The sequence below is a fragment of the Actinoplanes sp. L3-i22 genome (assembly GCF_019704555.1).
Classification (GTDB): Bacteria; Actinomycetota; Actinomycetes; order Mycobacteriales; family Micromonosporaceae; genus Actinoplanes.
On the sequence record NZ_AP024745.1, the window covers coordinates 9,167,605 to 9,185,102 of the forward strand.

Annotated in this window: 16 protein-coding genes; 7 read left to right on the top strand and 9 right to left on the bottom strand. The window is 69.9% G+C overall.

Annotated features, from left to right (window positions below):
- Nucleotides 1-14: 14 nt before the first annotated feature.
- The 3 genes from L3i22_RS41055 to L3i22_RS41065 form a co-directional block, all read right to left on the bottom strand.
- Complete coding sequence (locus L3i22_RS41055; RefSeq protein ID WP_221322831.1) at nt 15-800, bottom strand: hypothetical protein; 786 nt, start codon at nt 798-800, stop codon at nt 15-17.
- 44 nt (nt 801-844) lie between these two features.
- Nucleotides 845-1,396 (bottom strand): hypothetical protein, encoded by a 552-nt coding sequence (locus L3i22_RS41060; protein WP_221322832.1) that lies wholly within the window; start codon nt 1,394-1,396, stop codon nt 845-847.
- 381 nt (nt 1,397-1,777) lie between these two features.
- Complete coding sequence (locus tag L3i22_RS41065; RefSeq protein ID WP_255657554.1) at nt 1,778-2,503, bottom strand: Crp/Fnr family transcriptional regulator; 726 nt, start codon at nt 2,501-2,503, stop codon at nt 1,778-1,780.
- A gap of 147 nt (nt 2,504-2,650) precedes the next feature.
- Between L3i22_RS41065 and L3i22_RS41070 the strand changes: the two genes are divergently transcribed.
- From L3i22_RS41070 to L3i22_RS41080, 3 genes are read left to right on the top strand one after another with little or no spacing between them, the layout of a single operon-like run.
- A complete protein-coding gene (locus L3i22_RS41070) occupies nt 2,651-3,403 on the top strand; it encodes a hypothetical protein (RefSeq protein WP_255657555.1) in 753 nt (250 codons plus the stop codon).
- On the top strand, nt 3,400-5,472 hold the full coding sequence (locus L3i22_RS41075) for a hypothetical protein (RefSeq protein WP_221322833.1): 2,073 nt from the start codon (nt 3,400-3,402) through the stop codon (nt 5,470-5,472). Before L3i22_RS41070 ends, L3i22_RS41075 begins: the two co-directional genes overlap by 4 nt.
- Nucleotides 5,469-6,287, top strand: coding sequence for a hypothetical protein (locus tag L3i22_RS41080; RefSeq protein WP_221322834.1), 819 nt, complete (start codon nt 5,469-5,471; stop codon nt 6,285-6,287). Before L3i22_RS41075 ends, L3i22_RS41080 begins: the two co-directional genes overlap by 4 nt.
- Here L3i22_RS41080 and L3i22_RS54725 read toward each other — a convergent pair.
- From L3i22_RS54725 to L3i22_RS41100, 4 genes are read right to left on the bottom strand one after another with little or no spacing between them, the layout of a single operon-like run.
- On the bottom strand, nt 6,239-6,484 hold the full coding sequence (locus L3i22_RS54725; RefSeq protein ID WP_370644287.1) for a helix-turn-helix transcriptional regulator: 246 nt from the start codon (nt 6,482-6,484) through the stop codon (nt 6,239-6,241). The two genes, L3i22_RS41080 and L3i22_RS54725, sit on opposite strands and share 49 nt — an antisense overlap.
- A 46-nt stretch (nt 6,485-6,530) precedes the next feature.
- Nucleotides 6,531-7,115, bottom strand: a complete 585-nt coding sequence (locus L3i22_RS41090; RefSeq protein ID WP_255657556.1) for a GNAT family N-acetyltransferase — start codon at nt 7,113-7,115, stop codon at nt 6,531-6,533.
- Nucleotides 7,115-8,617 carry an APC family permease gene (locus L3i22_RS41095; protein WP_221322836.1) on the bottom strand — a complete coding sequence of 501 codons (1,503 nt, stop codon included), beginning with the start codon at nt 8,615-8,617 and terminating at the stop codon, nt 7,115-7,117. Before L3i22_RS41095 ends, L3i22_RS41090 begins: the two co-directional genes overlap by 1 nt.
- A gap of 11 nt (nt 8,618-8,628) precedes the next feature.
- Nucleotides 8,629-9,327 (bottom strand): GPP34 family phosphoprotein, encoded by a 699-nt coding sequence (locus L3i22_RS41100; RefSeq protein WP_221322837.1) that lies wholly within the window; start codon nt 9,325-9,327, stop codon nt 8,629-8,631.
- A 91-nt stretch (nt 9,328-9,418) separates the two neighbouring features.
- Between L3i22_RS41100 and L3i22_RS41105 the strand changes: the two genes are divergently transcribed.
- Nucleotides 9,419-11,548: a helicase-associated domain-containing protein gene (locus L3i22_RS41105; protein WP_221322838.1), complete on the top strand. Its 2,130-nt coding sequence runs from the start codon at nt 9,419-9,421 to the stop codon at nt 11,546-11,548.
- Here the strand turns inward: L3i22_RS41105 and L3i22_RS41110 are convergent.
- On the bottom strand, nt 11,535-12,428 hold the full coding sequence (locus L3i22_RS41110; RefSeq protein ID WP_221322839.1) for a DUF5995 family protein: 894 nt from the start codon (nt 12,426-12,428) through the stop codon (nt 11,535-11,537). The two genes, L3i22_RS41105 and L3i22_RS41110, sit on opposite strands and share 14 nt — an antisense overlap.
- Before the next feature lie 300 nt (nt 12,429-12,728).
- Here L3i22_RS41110 and L3i22_RS41115 point away from each other — a divergent pair, with 300 nt between their 5' ends.
- The 3 genes from L3i22_RS41115 (at nt 12,729) to L3i22_RS41125 (ending at nt 15,162) form a co-directional block, all read left to right on the top strand.
- The gene (locus L3i22_RS41115; RefSeq protein ID WP_221330402.1) at nt 12,729-13,070 is read left to right on the top strand and encodes a hypothetical protein; all 342 of its coding nucleotides are present in this window, start codon (nt 12,729-12,731) and stop codon (nt 13,068-13,070) included.
- Complete coding sequence (locus L3i22_RS41120) at nt 13,067-13,462, top strand: roadblock/LC7 domain-containing protein (RefSeq protein WP_221322840.1); 396 nt, start codon at nt 13,067-13,069, stop codon at nt 13,460-13,462. The genes L3i22_RS41115 and L3i22_RS41120 overlap by 4 nt, the downstream gene beginning before the upstream one ends.
- A 296-nt stretch (nt 13,463-13,758) precedes the next feature.
- Nucleotides 13,759-15,162 carry a ricin-type beta-trefoil lectin domain protein gene (locus L3i22_RS41125; protein ID WP_221322841.1) on the top strand — a complete coding sequence of 468 codons (1,404 nt, stop codon included), beginning with the start codon at nt 13,759-13,761 and terminating at the stop codon, nt 15,160-15,162.
- Nucleotides 15,163-15,273: 111 nt separating this feature from the next.
- On the opposite strand, the gene L3i22_RS41130 is transcribed toward L3i22_RS41125, so the two are convergent.
- Nucleotides 15,274-17,415 carry a hypothetical protein gene (locus L3i22_RS41130; RefSeq protein WP_221322842.1) on the bottom strand — a complete coding sequence of 714 codons (2,142 nt, stop codon included), beginning with the start codon at nt 17,413-17,415 and terminating at the stop codon, nt 15,274-15,276.
- Nucleotides 17,416-17,498: the final 83 nt, after the last annotated feature.

Consider the following 17,498-nt stretch of genomic DNA (forward strand, 5'->3'; position numbering starts at 1 on the left):
TTGTTCCCTTCGGCTCATCCCTGGCATGTCAGCTGCTGTGTGTTGACCGGGCCGAGCTTCGGGACGCCCATCCCCACGAAGATCTCCCCCTTGGACCAGTCGACCCCGGACGGTAGCCGTTCGTCGAATGACGGTCCGCTCTTCGTCGTCTCCACGCCGTAGATCAGCGCACCGGAACGGTCACGCAGTAGAAGGAAGTACCGCGGATTGCACAACTTCGCTGTATTCGGGTCCGTGACCAGAGTGCCGGTCACCTGGGTATAGCCGGACGAGTCCGGACCGTGGTGACGGATTCCGGTGACCTGCACCGTCGGCCATGACGAGAACACGGACACGGACACGTTCTGAGTGTCCAGGACACGAACGCGAATGCTCTTGACCTGCGCAGCAAAGTCCACCAACAATTCGCCACCCAGTCCGACACGCTGTCCGGGCAGCACCGCCGGCAGCGGGATGCTGGCAGACGCCTGATCACCGGTCAGCTCCGCGCCGTCTCTGCCGATCGCGACGACGTCCAGCGTGCTGCCGACCGCGGCTAGGGGGCAGTCACTGGTGACGACGATGCCGAAGCTGACCAGGCCTTCCTGGACGCTCTGGCCCGTCTCGGCCACTTTCGGGACACAAACCGGCGTCACCGCCCTGCTCATCGACGGTGCCGTGGTGACACCACCGGCGCGGCGATCTGGATCTTGATCACGACGGAACACCGTAACGGCGGCAGCGCCCACGACCAGCAGCGCGACGATGCTGATGAGCAACCAGTGCCCTGGCTGCATCCGCTTCTGCTCCGGATCGGTCACGTGCGCTCCTCGTCGTTTGTGGCTGATCCCGGGCTGCCCGATTGTCATCGCTGACCGAGCCGTGCATCCGTCAGCCACTTCGGGACGCCAATGCCGTAGATCTCGTGGGTAAGCAGGATCGTCTGACTCCGCCAGTCGCGCAGGACGTCGACGATCACACTTTCCGCCTCGGTCAGAAACTCCGCTTCGGACAGCGTTGACACCGTACCGGCGGCGACGCGCACCTCCCAGCGCACCAGCGCACGAGTGTCGACCTCCAACCGGCCTCGAGTCGACCGGCCGTGCACCGTCAGCGCTGCCTGACGTTCGCGGAACGTGATCTCCTGAGGCGTCGTGTACTGCACAGCATCGGAACCCGCCGGTAGGTCACGGTAGGCCGCCAGGATCTCGTCGTACTCACGCCGATAGCGGGCGAACAGCAACGCGGCGAGCTGGCCCAACTGATGCCCGAGTTCACCATCGGAGTACCCGCGGTAGGCGCCGTCGCGAAACCGGACGCTCGCCCGCGGCGGGCTCTCGACCGAGCCGGTGATCCTGCCATCAGGTGAATCTGCGCGCACGGACAGCACCGACAGCTGGTCGGCAAATTCCCCCATCGGCGCTCCCCCGTCGCGGCTCCACAGCGAGTATGGCTATGTTCGTCGATTGATGTCGCCCCTATGCCCGGGCGCATCGGTTGACACCTGCCTATCTGAACACCGCGGGACGTCTCCGGGTTCACGGTGCTCCGTGCCCAGTCGCGGTGCTCACACCACGCAGCCTGCATGGCCGCGACACCCGACTGCTCCTGAGCGCTCACGATCCGCCCGCTTACAGATCGCCAAGCCGGACAGGGCTAGCCTCGGTCGACGCGGATGCGGTAGCTCATCAGCTCGCACCTCAGATCGGGCGTGAGTGCTGCTGAACCAGCCGCACCCAGGCGTACAGGTTGTTCGCCTGAGCAAACCATCGCGGCGATCTGGAGGCCTCCGGTGGGGTCACTGCGGGGTGAGTTTTGCTGTTGTCCGTAAGGCTTCGGGGTCGCGGATGATGAAGCCTCGGTAGAGGGTGTCGATCAGTTTGGCCTCGCGTAGGTCGTGCAGGGCCTTGTGCACGGTGATGTCCGCGGTGCCGCACAGCGTCGCCAACTCGGACTGGGTGATCTCGAGGTCGACGGCGATGCCCTCGGGGGTGCGATGGCCGTGGCTGGCGCCGATCTCGGCGAGCGCCCGCGCTATCCGTACTTTGGCCGGGTAGGACGCGAAGTCGACCCGGCGGCGGTTGGCGGCGCGTAGCCGTTCGGCGACCATGCCTGCCACCTCGATCGCCGCGTCGGCGTGGTCGCGAAGGAACGTGCGGAAGCTGTCGCGGCCGATCATGCGGATCGTCGAGGGGCGGCAGGCGGTCACCGTCGCCGAGCGGGGCAGATTGTTCAGGGCGGACATCTCGCCGACCAAGTCGCCGGAGACCCGGATCGCGATCAGGGCGTGGCGGCCTTTCGGCAACAACGCGGTCACCTTGGCCAGCGCGTTCTCCAGCACGACCACATGTGTCTCCAGCAGACCCTCGTGCATCAGCACATCGCCGCTGCGGTACGTGCGCCGGACACCCGCCCGCAGCAGGGCGGCCCGGGCCGCGGGCGCGAGCCGGCCGACCAGTGTGCGAGCCGACCAGGGCCCGTCCTGCACTCCGGAACTCCCGCTGACCCACCGAGTTACGGACACGCACAGCATCATCTCCATTACTTTCGGCAACTTCAAGTGGCGCGTGTCGATGCCAGAAAATCGACAATCCATATTTTTATGAGATTTCCGGCGGGCTGGGCCGATGGGATATCGGGGTCCGATACCTCTACCGGAGGGTGCGTCCCAGTGCCTGAATTCAGTGACCCGCGGCGCCGGGTCCTCATCTCGGTCGACATGGAGAGCTACAGCCGCCGCAACAACCCGCTGCAGTTCCGTGTCCAGCAGGATTTCCGCCGCATCATGGACGAGGCCGCGGCCGAGCTCGGCATCGAGCGGCCCGCCTGGCTGCAGCAACAGACCGGCGACGGCGAGTTGGCGATCCTTCCGCCGGACGCCGGCGAGCGGGCGCTGGTCGGCAACCTGACGCCCACTCTCGACCGTCATCTGCGCCAGTACAACCTGGGCCGCAGCCCGGAGGGGCGAATCCGGCTGCGGGTCGCCGTGCACCAGGGGCTGGTGCACCTCGACGGGGCCAACGGCTTTCCCGGCGAGGCGGTGGTCACGGTCTGCCGGCTCATCGACTCGCCGGTGCTGAAGGATGCCCTGAAGCGGCGTTTTCCGCAGGCCAACGTGGCGCTGATCGTTTCCGATCCGATCTATACGGATGTGGTCTGCCACTACCAGGATCTGCGGCCTGACCTGTTCCAGAAGGTGCTGGCGGAACTGCCGGACAAGGACTTCGCGCAGATCGCCTGGCTCTATGTCCCGCACGAGAACGCGGCTCAGGAGAGTGCGGCCGGGCCCGGCCGGGAGCCGCCGCCCATTCACCCGGCCGGTCCCCCGGAACAACCGCCGACGCAGATGTTCAGTGATATCCACACCAGCGGCCCGGCAATGTTCGGCAACGGCAACACCCAGCACTACCGGGGTGCCCGATGAGCGACGACGAGCGGCTACCGGATCCTGAGGAGCCGCCGCCCGAGACCACGACGGAAGAGCCCGACGAGCCCGAAAGTGATCCTGAGGCCATCCCGGAGAGCGCCGAAGAGCCCGAGAGCAAATCCGAATTCGAGGAGCGGGAGGTTGCTCCGGACGAATTCCGGATGAGCCGTGAGTTCCTGGAACAGATGCTCGGGCTACGACTGGCCGGGCAGATCTTCACGGGCATCACCGCCAATGGCTCGTCGATGTACGGCAACGGCAACAACCAGTTCAATCTCGCGCTCACCAAGCGCCCGATCCTCACGCCGCCCGCCGCGGTCGGCATCGTCGCGCACTGCTACGCGCCGACCGGCGTCGAGGAGGCCCTGCACCGGCTGCTCGCCGACCGGACGACCGTCTGCCTGACCGGCGCTCCGGAGACCGGCCGGTTCACCACGGCCTGCCGGGTGCTGCTGCGACGGTTCCCGGCCGGGGCCATCACCGAGATCCACATTCCGCCGGATCAGAGCGTGGCCGACGCCGTCCACGAGGAGTCGGAGTTGCCCGCGCGGCAGGGCTACGTGATGCACATCCGGGACGAGGATCCCGCGGTGATCACCCGCCTGCTGGACGGGCGGGTGCGCAAGGCCGGGTCGAAGCTGGTGCTGATCCGGGATCGGGCCGGGCGGACCGGAGCCTGCGTCGACGGCGAGATCGAGCACGTCGCGCCCGCACCGCGCGACGTGTTCCGGGAACACGCCCGGCTGGCCGATCCCGGCCGCGCCGACCTGCCGGAATACCTGCACGTAATCGGCGCCGGAGACCACCTTCCGGACCGTCCCGCCGAGGTCGTCCCACTCGTCCCGCAGGTGTTGTCGCTGCCGGTGGGCGCGGTGGATGCCTTCCTTTCGGGCCACAACACCACGAAGGTACGGGCGGAGGCGCGCGGCTACCTCGAGGTGACCGGTGACGAGAGCCCGGCCGGCCGGCGGCGCCTGCGGCAGCATCGCCGGGCGTTCCGCATCGCGTACGCCGCGTCGGTCGGCCAGCCGATCGGACAGGTCTTCACCGCCACCGGCCTGCTGTTGTCCGAGCTCGACGCGGAGTCGGGCTGGGCCGAGCTCGGCCGCACCGCGCTGGAGCACTCGACCAGAGCGCTGCTCGGCCGGGAGCCCGGGCGGGCCGCCCGGCTCGACGACGCGCTGGTCGCGGCGATCTTCGACGTCGCCTGGCACGAGTTCGATCACACCCGTCCGGCCCTGGTCGCCTGGCTGAACCAGCTGGTCGACCGCAGGGAGTTCGTGTCCACCGCGGTCCTGGCGGTCACCAAACTGGCCCTGGCCGACTTCGACGAGGTGTTCGCCTCGGTCATCAATGAGTGGGCCGGTTCCCGTCGGGTCCATCGGCGGCGGGCCGCCGCCCAACTGGTCGTCATCCTCAGTTCGGTCCCGGCGCTGCGCGAACGGGTGCTGCGCGCGGTGCACCGCTGGGTATCGGTGGCGACGAAGGCCCGGCACGACACCGCGGCGTCGGCCTATGCCAGCGGGCTGCACCAGGGCGATCCTCGGTGGAACCTGGCCGATCTCCGGGTCATCGCGGGCGACCGCACGCAGTTGCGGAGCTGGACCATCGCCGAGGCGGTCCGGCAACTGCTGCGAGCCGGCCATGCCGGACTGGTGGTGGGCGCACTGGCGGAGTGGATCCGGGACGACGTCGAACCTCGCCTGGTCACCCGGCACGCCGCCCGGGCGCTGGTCCGGATGGCGACCGTCCCGGCCGGCGACCGGTGGAACCAGGCTCCGGCGCTGCTGGCCGGCCTCGCGGATCGGACCGTCCTCCCCCACGACCTGGGCCCGCTCTGGTACGCCGCCCTGCTCGGCGAGAGCACCAAGAGGCGGGCCTGGCCGGCGCTGTTCGGCTGGCTTCAGTACGCGGAGACCGACGTCGCCGCGCGCAAGCCGGTCGCCGACCTGCTCAACGAGATGGCCTTGAAGGCCCCGATCCTGCGCCGTCGGCTGCGGTTCAACCTGGACCGGCCGGACGCGCCCGACTGGATCACCACACTGATCGAGGAGTGGAAGCAGTGACCGACCAGAGCAGTAAACCCCCTGACCGGCCCGGCTGGTGGCACCGACTCGCCAGCGCGATCGCGGCACTGTGGCGGCGGTGGATCGCCGCCTTGCGCGGGCCGGATCCGGCGCCGTACGTTCCCCCGACGCCGCCCCCGCCGCCAGGACGTCTCGTCACCCGACGGACGATCACCCCGCTCACCGTGCCGGCCAGGGGCTTCGCGTTCCACTTCCAGATCCACGGGGTCTTCATCTGGAGGAGCGACGGACTCGACCGCGACGCCCTGGACTCGCTTGTCGAGCGTTTCCTGCCCTACGCCCATCATCACCTCAAGGATGAGGCGATCGGCCTGGCTCGTGAGGTGGAGCCGCACCGTGGCGGTGACTTCGAACGCCGGCTGCGGAACCGGCTCGACCAGCTCGGTGAGTGGAAGTACGAGAAGGGCGGCCAGCACGTCACCTGCCGGCCCCAGATCAGGATTCAGCTGGACGAGCGGGTTCGCCAGCACATCCGGCCCTACTGGGAGCAGCTGATCACCCTCGACTACGAGCGTGACCTCGCCGCCCGCCGGGCACGGCACGCCGACGGTGTCAGCTCCCAATGGGCGGCGATTCTGAAGCGGCTGCTCGACGGCCCGGTTCCGGACGGCGCGGCCCGCATGACCAATGATCAGCTGGCCGCGGTGGTCCGGGATCTGCTTGCCGAGCGGGGCGCCGAGGCGCCGGATCCGCTGACGGAGGCGTTCCGGAATCTGGATCCGGACGAGGAGTACGCCCGGGAGGGCTACTTCGAGCTGTTCGGCGCACGGTCGCCCCGGCCCTCACAGAACTGAGACTGCTGTCTGTCGGGTGGCGTCGAGCGGGCGCGGGCGGGGCGGTGGGTGCGGATCCAGGTTTCGATCTCGTCGGCCAGCCAGACTCGGCCCATGGCCAGGGTCTGGTAGGGCGACGGAAAGCCGTCGCGTCCGCTCAGCTGCTGGATGCGCTGGCGGGAGAGCCCGAGCCGCTGCTGGATCTCCTGGAGACCCATCAGCGGTGGCTGTGTGATCATCGTCGGCCTTCCGTCGCCGTACCCATTAGTGGGTTTGTGGGTCTCTGGTCCGCGTCATCGGGTGCAGGCAGGGGCCGTCGGGGGTGATGCGGTAGGGGTCGAGCGGCTGGAAGCCGTGACGGTTGTACAACGCCCGGTTCCTCGGTCCGGTGGCTTCCAGGTAGGCGTGCCGGGTGTCGCGGTGGTCGAGCAGGGCCGAGCCATGGCCGTGGGACTGCCGGGCCGGAGTGACCGCGATGAATGCCAGGTAGGTGTGCGGGTGGCCGGGGTGGTGGGCGGACATCGCCTGGTCGAGGGCGCGGAAGCGGGGCAGGGCGGGGCCGGTGATGGCGGCGAGCCGCTGGTCGTAGTCGTCGATCGGGGCGGCCGGGGCGGTGCCCAGGTCGTACCAGAGCGCGCAGGCCTCCTCGTCGAGCACATCGACCTGACCGTGGGCGAGCGCGTGGGTGGCGAGCATGGCGAAGTACGGCGGGTAGACCCGGCGGCGCACGTCGGGGTCGGGGATGAGCCAGTCGGCGAGGTCGCCGTCCTGGAACGCGGCGGCGAGGATGTCGGTGACCGTGGCGAGATCCTCGGTGGTGGCGCGGCGGATGGTGTCGGCCGGGCTCATCATCGGACCCCGGCGGCGGTGGCGTCGATCAGGGTGTGGTGGGCGCCCGCGCCGATCGCGGCGTAGACGGCGGGCCGGGCGGCGCGCAGGTAGAGCGCCCAGAGCATGCCCAGCACGGCGGTGGCGCCGAACGCGGCCGGGAAGATCCACCGCCAGGGTGAGGACGCGTCCACGCCGAGGAGCACGTGGAACTGCTGCAGGGTGATCACCAGGATCCAGCCGAGCGCGGCGCTGGCCAGGGCCGGGGCGAGCAGTCCGCGGGCGGCGCCGACGGTGGCACGGTTGGCGGGGCGCAGGAAGTAGCCGGCGACCGCGACCGAGGTGATCAGCATGAGCACGAGCACGCCGAGACCGCCGGTGACGGTGATCCAGAAGAACAGGTTGATCATCGGGTCCCAGCCGGCGTACGCGTAGACGGCGAGCACCGCGCAGGCCAGCACGCTCTGGGTGATCGACGCGATCTGCGGGGACCGGCTGCGCACGCTGGTGCGGGCCAGGGCGCGGGGCAGCACGCCCTCGCGGCCGAGGGCGAAGAAGTAGCGGGCGGCCGTGTTGTGGAACGACAGCAGCGCCGCGAACAGGCTGGTGATGAAGAGCAGATGCCCGGCGATGAGCAAAGACGAGGGTACGTACGGCGCGGCCAGGTCGAAGATCAGTTCGGTGCCGTGCTCGGTGGCGGCGGCCACGATGGCGCCGGGGCCGACCGCGACGGTCATGGCGAGCGCGCACAGGCTGTAGAGGACACCGATGACGGCGAGCGCGATGTAGGTGGCCCGGGCCACCGTCCGTTGCGGATCCTTGGACTCCTCGGAGAACACCGCGGTGCCCTCGAAGCCGACGAACCCGGTGATCGCGGTGACCAGCACCGCGCCGATCCCGGCGGTGAACAGCTGGGACGGGGCGATCGCGGTGAGGTCGAGGTGGCCGCCGGCCGGGTGCGTGACGTGCACGGCGGCGAGCACGAGCGCGACGGCGATCTCGCCGATCAGCAGGGTGGCCAGGACCCGGCCGTTGAGGTCGACGCGGCGTACGCCGAGCAGCGCGACCACCGCCCACCCGGCCAGCGCCCACAGCCACCAGGGCGCCGACCAGCCGAAGTGCGCGTCGACGAAGTCGGCGCTGACCTTGCCGAAGCCGCCGTAGAGGCCGATCTGCATGGCGTTGTAGGCGAGCACGGCCACCGCGGACGCGCCGACGCCGGGCACCCGGCCCAGCCCGTGGGTGACGTAGGTGTAGAACGCGCCGGAGTTGACCACCTGGCGTGACATCGCGACGTAGCCGACCGAGAAGACCGCGAGCACCAGCGCGACGAACAGGTAGCCGATCGGGATGCCGATGACGCCGGTGACCGCCCAGCCGGTGGTGGCGCCGCCGGCGATGACGGTCAGCGGTGCGGCGGCGGCCATCACGATGCAGACCACCGGCCACACGCCGAGGCGGCCGGCGGCGAGGGCCTGCTCGATGGTGTTGCGTGTGCGGGGCGGGGTGGGGTGGTGGGACATTAGAGCACTCCTTAGGAACTGATCGCGATGGTGTTGCCGACGAGCCGGTCGAGGTGGCGCAGCAGGGTGGGGATCGGTGGCCGGATGCGGCGGCTGTCGTGCCCGAGGCGCTGGATGACGTGCGCGGGACTGCTGAACACCCGGCGATAGACGCCGGTGGACAGGCAGAGCCCGGCCAGCACCTGATCGAACGCGTCGAACTCGTAGCCGCGTTCGGCCACCGTGTTCAGCCGGGCGCAGGTCCAGTAGGCCTTGTTGTTGTCGGTCGGCGCGTAGCCGCTGCGGGGCGGGCCGAACAGCCGCTTGCGGGGCACCTCGACGAGGTCACCGGAGCGGACCAGCCGGCAGGCGACCTGGTCGTAGGCGTAGAACTGGGCGGACGTGTACGCCGGGCGGGTGGACAGGTACCGCAACCAGTCGGGCACCGGCGCCGGGTCGGGCTGGCTGAGGATCTCGGTGAGAACCGTGTGGGCGAGCGCGTCCGGCGGCGGACGCCGGCCGGTGACCACCAGGATGTCACCGTCGACGGTCAGATGGTTGGTGACCGCGAGCTCGGCCAGCAGGGCGCAGGCGAGTCCGATCGAGATGAGGTCCTGGTCGACGCGGAGTTTGGGCCCGTCGTGCGCCAGCCGGAACAGATCGTCGGCGAACAGCGGCCACCGGCTGGTTCCGAGGGTGTGCGGGTGGTTGTCGTCTGTGGATCCAAACATGTCCCCGTCTTTCGTCGTCATCGATACGGAGGGGTGACGCGCGACTACCTTACGCACGACAATTTGCGCACGACAAGGTGAACGACCGCGAATGGCTGAATGCGACGCCGACCCGGCCCGCCCCCGGGTGACCTGCTCGGCGGTCGACGGCTGGTCGAGTACGGTCGCAGCCGTGCCGGTCTCCGAAACCTCCCGCAACGCGCTGATCACCCGGCTGCACGGGCTGACCGAGCCGGAACTGGCCGAGCTCGCGGCGATGCGGCGCGATCTCACCATGGAACCGCTGCCGCCCACGCTCACCCGGCTCGCCGTACGGATGCTGGAGCCGGAGTCGCTGCGGATCGCGTGCTCGCAGGTGTCGCGGGCCGACCTGCAGGTGGCGGAGGCCGCCGCGGCGCTGGGCGACGGGTGGACGCTGCCGCGGCTCAGCGCGCTGATCGGTGTCGCGGGCGAGGACGCCGCGCTGCGGGCCTCGCTCGCCCGACTGTCCGGGCTCGGCCTGATCTGGCCGCTCGACGGTGGCTTCGCCGCCGATCATCTCGAGGACATGTGGCCGCAGCCGCTCGATCTGGGCCCGCGCGCGGCGCAGCTGTTCAACGAGCTGACCGTGCCGCACCTGCGCAAACTGGCCGAACAGTTCGGGGTGCCGGCCGGCCGGCTCAAGCCGGACGCGGTGGCCGCGATCGCCGGCTGGCTGTCCGATCCGGACAACGTGCGGGCGCTGGCGGACCGGGCCGCCCCGGCGGATCGTCGCCGGCTGGCCGAGGAGGCGGTGCGGACCGGGGTGGCCGTGGTCGGCATGTTCGTGCTCGGCGACGTGGTCCGGGATCTGCCGTGGGCGGTGGACAACGGGCTGCTGGTCGCGGCCGGCTGGGGTGGCGGCGGGCGGATGCCGCGGGAGGTGGCGCTGGCGCTGCGCGGCGTGGACTACCGGGCGCCGTTCGACGTGGAGCCACCCGAGCTGCAGGCCACCGCGGTGGATGCCGGGGCCGCCGAACGGGACGCGGCGGCCGCGGCCGGGCAGGTGCTGGCGGCGGTCGGCCGGGCGCCGGTCAACCTGCTCAAGAGTGGTGGGCTGGGCATCCGGGAGCTGCGCCGGCTGAGCAAGGAGTCCGGGCAGGGCGAGGACCTGACCCGCCTCGTCGTCGAGGTGGCCACCGCGGGCGGACTGATCTCGATCGACGACGACGGCCTCACCGTGGCCGGGCACTATGCCGAGTTCACCGCGCTGGAGCCGGGCAAGCAACTGATCGACCTGATCGCGGAGTGGCTGGAGATGCCGGCCTGCCCGCTGGCGCCCGGCAGCGCCGACGAACGCGCCCTAGCCTGGGACGAGGAGCAGGAGATCATGCTGACCAGGCTGCGGGCCGGCCTGCTGCGCACGATCGACCGGCTGGCTCCGGCGGGGCGGGCGATCACCGCGGACGCGCTGGCCGCCCGCTTCGACTGGCTGCATCCGGTGGTCGCGGAGGACAGCGGCGCCGACTTCGGCCGGTTCGCGGCCGGCATCTGGCGCGAGGCGCACGCGCTGGGCCTGCTCGCGCAGGGGACGCCGACCGCGCTCTGCCGTCACCTGCTGGCGGAACGGGCGCCGGAGGCGATCGCCGCCGCGGCCGCGATGGCGCCCGCCGCCCGGTCGAGCGTCGTGCTGCAGAACGACCTGACCGCGGTGGTCACCGGCACCCCATCGGCAGCGCTGCTGGCGCTGCTCGACGGGGTGGCCGATCCGGAGTCGCGCAGCGGCGCCTGGACGTGGCGGTTCTCGGCGGGCAGTGTGCGGCGCGCGTTCGACGAGGGCGCCGAGGCGGGTGCGTTGCTCGAACGGCTGCGGGCGGTGGCCGAGGGCGGCCGGCTGCCGCAGGCGCTGGACTACCTGATCGAGGACGTCGGGCGGCGGCACGGGCGGATCCGGGTGCAGCCGGCCGGGTGCTGCCTGTGCGGCGACGACGAGGCGCTGCTGACCGAGATCCTGCACACCCGCTCGCTCGCGGCGTTGCAGCTGGTCCGGCTGGCGCCGACCGTGCTGGCCAGCGCCAAGCCGGAGAAGGAGACGCTCGCCGCGCTGCGGGCGGCCGGGTTCGCGCCGGCCGGCAACGCGACGATCGAGCGGCTCCCGCGGCACCGGGAGCCGGAACTGATCGACGAACCGGAGTGGGACGAGCCGGAGATCCGGCTGGCCGCGCCGGCCGATTTCGCGGCGCGGCTGGTCAGCGGCGCCTGAACAGCCGCTTGCCCCACGCCGTGGCGGTCAGCCAGACGGCTTTGAGCAGGGTGGTGCCGGTCAGCAGGGTCTCGCCGGCGCAGGCGGAGGCCCGGTCCAGCACCAGCAGGGCCTGGGCCAGGTCGGCCGGCTTGTCCCGCAGGTGCCACAGGACCTCGGCCTGTTCCCAGGCCAGCGCGCGGGTGGTGCGGACCAGGATGCGCTGGCTCCAGTCGTCCAGGTCGCCGACGCAGCGGTCGATCTCCAGCTGCCAGGCCGTGGCGAAGCGGCGCCGCAGCGGCGGGATCTCCCGGTAGAAGATCTTGTTGACCAGCAGGTAGTCCGGGTGCTGGGGGCCGTCGCCGGGATAGCCGCGGCGCTGCCAGGTGGCGACGACGGCCAGGGCCAGGTCGTGGTTGATGTGGGCGTTGACGCCCAGGACCGCGGCGTCCATCAACGTCACCGAGTCGTCCTGGGCCCGGCGGAACAGGACCTCCCAGGCGTCGGCCGGATTCGCGCCGGCCACGCCCCAGGCGCCGAGCGCCTCGAAATAGAGGCGGGCGAATTCGACGTCGAGGGTTTCCAGCCAATCCGGGTCGGTGACGTCCGGGCCGTCGAGGCTCGCGGCAACCTCTTCGGTGATGGTCAGATAGAGGGTGTTGAACGCGGCGACACGATTGGTGCCGGGCGACGGCGGCAGAGAATCAAGAATTTTCTGTACGGCCTTGAGCCGCTGGATGACCCCGGCGATGTCGCCGGGTGGGGTCGCCACCGTGGCCAGCATTTCCTGCTGGGCCGGTGACCAGTCGTGGGCCTGGACGGTGACCGCACGGGCCAGGCGGTCGCGACCCTCGGCCAACCGCACGGCGCTGGTCTGCGCCTGTACTCGATCGAAGTTCACGGTCTACATGGTGGCGCGTCCGCGCCGTACGGGAAACGTAGTTTTTCTGTCCGATGACAGACGTATCAGCCCGCGTTTCCGGAATTCCCGATAATTGACGCACTTACCGGATCCGGCGAATGTCCATCCACCGTTGCGACGTTTCAAGATACGTTCGGGCGATGCGGACAAAGATCTTCGTACCGACCTCGTTTTGTTCAGTGCCCTTGCATATCGGGGCGTGCCAGTGTTGGCACGGCTGAAGATGGTTTGTCGGAACGGAGCTTGGCAGTGAATATCGAGACAGCGCTCAAAGAGGCGATGACCATCGAAGGCGCGATCGGCGTCGCCCTGGTCGACTACACCAGCGGCCTGACCCTGGGCGTGCTCGGCGGTGGGCAGATCATGGACATGAACATCGCGGCGGCGGGCAACACCGACGTGATCCGGGCCAAGGTTCGCACGTTGAACATGCTCGGCCTGCAGGACGGCATCGAGGACATCCTGATCACCCTCGACTCGCAGTACCACCTGATCCGGCTGCTGCAGAACAAGCGCAACGGCGACGCGTTCTTCCTCTACCTGGCCCTGCAGAAGGACCGCGCCAACCTGGGTCTGGCCCGGCACCAGCTCCGCAAGATCGAGGCGGATCTGGACGTATGACCACGATCGAGGACCAGCACGTCCTGGCCGAGCTCGCCTCCCTGCGGGTGCAGGTGCCGGGCGTGCTCGGGTGCGTGGTGGCGGGTGTGGACGGGCTGCTCATGCTCTACGACACCAATACCGGGACGGAGCCGCACGACGTGGCGGCGCTGGCGGCGGGTGCGCACGGCATCAGCCGGACCGCCGGTGCCGTCCTCGGGCAGGGTGGGTTCTCCGATGTGACGATCCACAACCAGAACGGTTACCTCACGGTCTACGCGGTCGGTGAGCTCGCGCTCCTGGTCGTGATCGGGGACGGGCAGCTCAACATCGCCCGCCTGCACCTGGAGGCGCGGCCGGTCACCAACCGGCTGGCCGAGAAGCTGCAGATCAGGCCCGCGCACCACATGTAGGGGCTGTTCGGATTCTTCCCGGGGCACGCGACGTTCGTCGCGTGCCCCGTTTCCGTGTGCGACGGCAGGACGGGGCTCCGCCCGTACGGGAAACCGGTCTTGATCTTGATGGGTCTGCCGTGTTTCATACTTTTAAGGTTATTTAAGGTTGCGCTCAGCAGCGGCCGTGAGCTGCGCAAACAGGGGATCGCACCGGGCCCGTCGTGATTGACGCATTCATCGACGCGGGCGTAATTGTTAACCGCCTTACCAATCCCGGCCAGGCTCCCCCACCACGGCAAGGGAGATCCCCCCTCGTGAAACGCTCCCGCATCCTCGCCATCCTGACCTCCACAGTGGTCGTCGGCACGCTCGGCGTCCTCGGCATCACCAGCGCGTCCGCGGCCAGCGCCGGCACCGTCAAAAGCTCGCTCAACGGCAAGTGCCTGGACGTCACCGACGGCTCGACCGCCAACGGCAACCTCCCACAGCTGTGGGACTGCACCGCCGGCAGCAGCAACCAGCTCTGGACGTTCGCCGACAACGGCTCGGTCCAGGGCAAGGGCAAGTGCCTCGACGTCGCGAACAACGCGACCACCGACGGCGCCGCCGTGCACCTCTGGGACTGCTTCGACACCGTGGCCAGCCAGAAGTGGACGCTCAGCAGCGCCGGCGACCTGGTGAACACCGCGTCCGGCAAGTGCCTGGACGTCAAGGAGAAGAACACCGCCAACGGCGCCAAGCTGCAGATCTGGTCGTGCACCGGCACGTCCAACCAGAAGTGGACCTTCGGCGGAACCTCTGGGGGTGGGTCGACCACTCCGCCCCCGAGCACCGGCGGGCCCGGTATCAAAGCCGTCGCGCCCTACTACTACACCGGCTGGGGCAACCCGCCGAACCTGAGCACGGTCACCAGCACGACCGGCGTCAAGTGGTTCACCATGGCGTTCATGCTCAACAGCGGCAACTGCGACCCCAAGTGGGACGGCTCGCGGGCGCTGACCGGCGGCGCGGACCAGACCGCGATCAACACCATCCGGGCCAACGGCGGCGACGTGGTGATCTCCTTCGGCGGTGCTGCCGGGCCGTGGCTGGAGCACACCTGCACCAGCGCGAGCGCGCTGGCCGCGGCGTACCAGAAGGTGATCAACGCCTACTCGCTCAAGGCGATCGACATCGACATCGAGGGCACGCCGTACAACACCCCCGCCGACCAGCAGAAGACGGTCGACGCACTGAAGATCATCAAGACCAACAACCCCGGCATCACCACGTACGTCACGCTGGGCAGCGGCACCGGCGGACCGGACGCCTCGCTGATCAACCGGGCGGCCGGCGCGGGCCTGGTCGTCGACGGCTGGGGCATCATGACCTTCGACTGGGGCAACACCACCGGCAACCAGGGCCAGCTCACCATCCAGGCCGCTGACGGCCTGAAGAACAAACTGAAGACGGCGTACGGGTGGTCCGACGCCGACGCCTACAAGCACGTGGGCATCTCGTCCATGAACGGGATCACCGACGAGCACGCGACGGTGACGCTCGCCGACATGCAGGCGATCACGGCGTACGCGCAGCAGCACACGATCGCGCGGCTGACGTTCTGGTCGCTGAACCGGGATCGGCAGTGCCCGGGCGCGTACCCGAACGACGACACGTGCAGTGGGGTGTCGCAGTCCGCGTACCAGTTCACCAAGATCATCGGCGCCTACAAGGGCTGATTCGGCAGTGCCGCGACGCCGGGGGATTCGGGGCCCCCGGCGTCGCGTTTTCATCCGGCGTCGCGCTTCATTCCGGCGTCGCGTTTCGCCCGGCGTCGGGTTTCGCCCAGCTCAGGAGAGCGTCACGAAGCCGTCGACGTTGAGCCGGGTGCCCTGGTTTACCACCTTCACGGTGTGCGTGCCGGCGCCCGTCCAGGTCAGCGTGTAGACGATGCCTAGGCTGCGGGTCACGCCGTTGTTCAGGTTGATCGTGCTGAACTTCGCGCCGTCGACGTAGACGTCGGCCGGGCCGCTGGCCGGGCCGCGGGTGCCGATCAGGCCGATCGCGCGGCCGGTGAACGTGTAGGAAGCCGCGGCGCCCTTGGCGGTGGTGCTCTGTTCGCTGCCGCCGAGCAGGGACTTTCCGGCGACTGTGGACCATGAACCGGTGAATGTGCCGCCGCGGGTGTTCAGGGTCGTGGTGGTGGGCGCGCCTACGACCGTACCGGAATGTCCGATCTTGTCGGAAACCGCGAGTTGCCAGCGGACCTTGACCCCGGGTTTGGCCGTCGCGTCGATCCGACGGACCGCGGCGCCGAGGCCGGCGTATCCGCCGGAGTCCTGGGCGATGCGCTGGCTGGCGACGCCGTTCGGGTCGGTCAGGCCCCAGGCCACCGACACCGGAACGCTTGTCGCGGTGACGCTCGCGCCGGCGCGCAGGGTCGCGACCGGCGCCGGGGAGCCGATCGGCGCGTTGCCGTCGACGGTCACCGTGACCGTGCCGGTCCGGCTGGTGTTGCCGAAGGCGTCGGCCGCCACCGCCTGCAGCGTGTGCCGGCCGTCCGGGATCGGCGCGTCGACCGAGGTCGCGGTGCCCGGCGCGGTCGCCACCGCCACGCCGTCGACCAGGACGGTGACCGAGGCGACCGCGGTGTCGTCGGTGACCGGCGTCCAGGTCACCGTGGTCCGGGCGGTGGTCAGCGACGCGGACGCCTTCGGGCTGAGCAGATCAAAAGCGGACGGCGAGCGGGTGTCGCTGATCCCGCCGACGGTGACCGGCAGCCCCGCCGCGGTGGCCGCTCCGGTCCGGATGCTGATCGTGCCGGCCGGGTCGTTCCAGCCCTCGCCCGGTTGCAGCACCGGCATCGCCGGGTGGTACGAGATCAACTGGTGATCGTGGACGAAGTCGCTGGTCAGGCCGGTGTCGGTGAAGCGGACCGCGAGCCCGGTCCCGGCCGCGGTCAGCGACTGGTCGAGGCGTCCGCCGTCGCGGTACTCCAGGAAGTACGTGCGCGTGCCGGACCGATAGGTCAGCTGCCGCAGTCCCGACCCGCCGGACAACGGCGCCAGGATCGTCGCCTTGCCGGCGGTGGCCGCCTGCGTGCCGCCGCCGCCGAGCACGCCGAGCTGGTCCAGGTGCGCGGCGGTCAGCTCGCCGGTCGCCCGGCTGCCCATCAGGTCCCACGGGTCGGCATAGCCTTCGACCTGGCAATTCTCCGACAACGGCACCTGGGTCTGGCGCGCCGAGTCGGACCAGCAGTGGTAGCCGTCGCTGTGCCACAGGCCCAGGTTGTGGCCGAGCTCGTGCCCGAGCACCTGCGTGGTGCTGTAGCCGTTGAGCCAGATGAAGCCGGCGCCGACGTAGCCGAGGCCGGCGAAGCCGCACGAGCTCTCGCGCGGGTAGTAGACGACGATGTGGTGGAACTGGTCCTGCGGGACGCTGCCGGCGATACCGCGCGCGGTGGACTCCAGGGTCTTGGTGTCGCAGCCGGTCACGGCCACTTTCCGGGGTGCGGTGACCCGGTCGAGGGTGAACCGGATCGCGCCCGCGGAGACCGTGTCGAAGTACTTGTCGACGTTCGCGGTGGTGGTGGCGAAGGCGTCCGCGGTGGGCACGGTGGTCTGATCGGTTCCGGACTGCCAGAAGACCGGCACGATCACCAGGTGGTGGGTTCCGCTCACGGTCGCATTCGAGGCGATTGAGGTACGGGCGTTTACCGCGCTGACCGTGCCGTTCGCGCGCCGGGTCACGGCGACGCTCGCACCGGGCGCGATGTCCCGCGCGAGGCCGCCCGGGATCTCGACGGTTCCACCGGCGGTGGTGGTGACCGTGGTCCGGACGTCGTCGGGCGCGACGGTGAACGTGTCGGCTACGGCGCGCTGCAGGACGCCGGTCTCCGTGGTCTCGGCCGGGGCGGCGTGGGCGGCGGCCGGGGTGGCGAGCAGGAGGGCCGCGCCGAGCAGCGCACTACGGCGGAACGGATACCGGGTCATGGCCGCCACCATCGGCGTACCGTGAAGGATCTTGAGAAAACGCAGGCCCTGGACTTCCAACCGGGCGTGCTGCCCCACGTGCC